Source organism: Mitsuaria sp. TWR114 (genome assembly GCF_007997345.1).
In genome coordinates, this window is the sequence record NZ_VOSR01000205.1 from 1 (window position 1) to 3039 (window position 3039).

General features: G+C 70.7%; 3 protein-coding genes. 1 reads left to right on the forward strand and 2 read right to left on the reverse strand.

The features are described from left to right. Window positions 1-445 (forward strand): SDR family oxidoreductase (locus tag FUT87_RS09480; RefSeq protein ID WP_147240873.1); only part of this gene is annotated, 445 nt, incomplete at its 5' end. A 412-nt stretch (window positions 446-857) separates the two neighbouring features. Here FUT87_RS09480 and rsgA read toward each other — a convergent pair. Further along, the gene (gene rsgA, locus FUT87_RS09485; protein ID WP_147240874.1) at window positions 858-1763 is read right to left on the reverse strand and encodes a ribosome small subunit-dependent GTPase A; all 906 of its coding nucleotides are present in this window, start codon (window positions 1761-1763) and stop codon (window positions 858-860) included. Then, window positions 1760-3039, reverse strand: a 1280-nt coding sequence (locus FUT87_RS09490; RefSeq protein WP_147240875.1) for a M48 family metallopeptidase, incomplete at its 5' end; no start/stop codon positions are given. The genes rsgA and FUT87_RS09490, both read right to left, overlap by 4 nt.

Below are 3039 nucleotides of genomic sequence, written 5' to 3' on the forward strand. Positions count from 1 at the left end.
AGACCTGGCGGCCGTCGTCGACGTCAACCTGACCGGCAGCTTCCTCTGCGCCCGCGCGGCCTTCGGCCTGATGAAGCGGCAGTCGCCCCGCGGCGGGCGCATCGTCAACAACGGGTCGATCTCGGCGCATGCGCCGCGGCCGGGCTCGATCGCCTACACCTCGACCAAGCATGCGATCACCGGCCTGACCAAGACGCTGGCGCTGGACGGCCGCCGGCATGACATCGCGGCCGGCCAGATCGACATCGGCAATGCCGAGACCGACCTGACCGAGCGCTTCAAGCAGGGCGTGCCGCAGGCGCATGGCGGCACGATGGTGGAGCCGGTGATGGATGTCGGCCATGCCGCCAGCGCCGTGCTGTACATGGCGGGATTGCCGCTGTCGGCCAACGTGCCTTTCCTGACGGTGATGGCGACCAAGATGCCCTACATTGGCCGCGGCTGACCGCCCGCGTCCGGGCCTTGAATCCGGGCTTGAATCCGGGCCCGACCGCCCCGAACTGAACGACCGATGAACGCTCTCTCCACGCTTTTCTCGATCGCCGCCCGCCTCGTGCTGGCGTGGCCTCCCTGGTGCTCTTCCTGGTGGTGCTGGCCGCCGGACTGGTGATTTTCGGCGGGGTGCTGCTGTGGAGCCTGATCCGCGGCGCCGACCGACGCTGCACACGGCGGCGTTCCAGCGCGCGGCGCAGTTCCGCGCGCAGGCGTTCCGCGGTGGACGCGGACCGTTCCCCGGCGGGATGCCCGGGGGCATGGCGGGCACCGGCCGCGCGCCGCAGGGCGAGGTCATCGACGCCGAGGTCCGCGAAGTGCCCCACAGCGATCCGCGCCTGGAGCGCTGACCATCGCCGCAGCGCTCAATACTTGGGCGGCGCGCTGAGCTCGTCCCAGAGCTCGTCGTAGATGCGGTAACGCGAGGGGCTGATCGCTCCCGCCTCGACCGCCGTCAGCACCGCGCAGCCGGGCTCATGCCGATGGCTGCAGTTGTGGAAGCGGCACTCGCCCAGATAGGGCTTGAAATCGGGCATGTAGCTCGCCAGGTCCGGCGCGGCGATCTGGCGCAGGCCGAATTCCTGGAAGCCCGGTGAATCGATCAGCGCGTCCTCGCGCCCCGCGTCCATCCAGTACCACTGCGTCGTGGTCGTCGTGTGGCGACCCGAATTCAGCGCCTGCGAGATCTCGCCCACCTGCGCCTGCGCATCGGGCACCAGCAGGTTGATCAGCGTGCTCTTGCCGGTGCCGCTGGGCCCCAGCACCAGCGTCGCCTGGCCGTGCAGCAGCGGCAGCAGCCCCTCGCGCGACTCGTCCGGGCGGCCCTTCAGGCTGAGCTCCAGCACCCGCTGGCCCATGGCCTTGTACGGCGCGAGCCGCTCGCGCGCGGCCTGGGCGCCGGGCAGGTCGGTCTTGTTGAGCACGATGTCGGCGGCGATGCCGGCGCTCTGCGCCGCGATCAGCGCGCGCGTGAGCTGCGATTCGGAGAACTGTGGCTCGACCGCCACCAGGATCAGCAGCCGGTCCAGGTTGGCGGCGAAGCTCTTGGTCTTCCACTCGTCCTGGCGGAACAGCAGGTTGCGCCGCGGCTCGACCTTCTCGATCACGCCCTCGTGCTCGCTGCTGCGCATCCAGCGCACGCGGTCGCCAACGACGCAATCGCTCTTCTTGCCGCGGGTCAGGCAGTGGATGCGCTGCCCGTCCTGGTCCTCGACGACGTAATGGCGGCCGTGCCCGCGCACCACCAGCCCGGTCTGCGGCGCCTTGCTCATGCGACCTGTCCCGCCGGCGCGGCCGGTGCGCCCGACAGCGACGCGATCGCCGCCAGCCGCTCGCTGGCCGGCGGATGCGAGTAGTAGAAGCGCGCGAACAGCGGGTCCGGCGTCAGCGTGCCGGCGTTGTCCTCGTGCAGCTTGAGCAGCGCCTGCGACAGGTCGGCGCCGCTGGCCTGGGCGCAGGCATAGGCGTCGGCCTCGAACTCATGCCGCCGCGACCACAGCGACATCAGCGGCGTCAGGAAGAAGGTGAACGGCGGCAGCGCCAGCATGATCAGGAGCAGCGCGAGCGCGTCGTTGGGCGCGTCCAGGCTGGGACGCACGCCCAGGCCGAGGTAGAAGCCCGCCTGCGTGCTGAGCCAGCCCAGCAGCGCGAAGCCGGCCAGGCTGAGCGCGAACATCAGCGCCATGCGTTGCGGCACGTGGCGGCGCTTGAAGTGGCCCAGCTCGTGCGCGAGCACCGCCTCGACCTCGGGCGGATCGAGCCGCTCGAGCAGGGTGTCGAAGAACACCACCCGCTTGGCGGCGCCCAGGCCGGTGAAGTAGGCGTTGCCGTGCGCCGAGCGCCGGCTGCCGTCCATCACGAACAGTCCCTTGGCCGCGAAGCCGCAGCGCTGCATCAGCGTCTGGACGCGCTCGCGCAGCGCGGCGTCCTCCAGCGGCTGGAACTTGTTGAACAGCGGCGCGATGACGGTGGGATAGATCACCAGCATCAGCAGGTTGAAGCCCATCCAGGCGCCCCAGGCCCATAGCCACCACAGGCTGCCCGCCTGCGCCATCAGCCACAGGATCAGCGCCGCGATCGGCAGCCCGAGCAGCGCGCCCACCGCCAGGCCCTTGAGCCCGTCGACGATGAACAGCCGCAGCGTCGTGCGGTTGAAGCCGAAGCGTTCCTCCAGCCGGAAGGTGTTGTAGAGCGACCAGGGCAGGTCGAGCAGCCCGGACAGCAGCCCGAAGACCGCCAGCAGCGCCAGCTGGTAGCCCATCGGGCCCAGTTCCTGGCGCCAGGACAGGGCCCACTGGTTGAGCAGGTCCAGGCCGCCCAGCAGCGTCCAGCCGATCAGCAGCGCGGTGTCCCAGGCCAGGTGCAGCGTGCCGAAGCGGCCGCGCGCGACGGTGTAGTCGGCGGCCTTCTGGTGCGCGGACAGCGGCACGGTGCCGACGAAGGCGGCCGGTACCGCGCCGCGGTGGCGCGCGACGTGGCGCATCTGGCGCGAGGACAGCCAGAGCTTGACCAGGAAGGAGACGATCACCGCGGCGACGAAGGCCGCGG

Coding starts and splice junctions, on each gene's coding strand:
- rsgA (WP_147240874.1), bottom strand. CDS start 1,763: ATGAGCAAGGCGCCGCAGACCGGGCTGGTGGTGCGCGGGCACGGCCGC.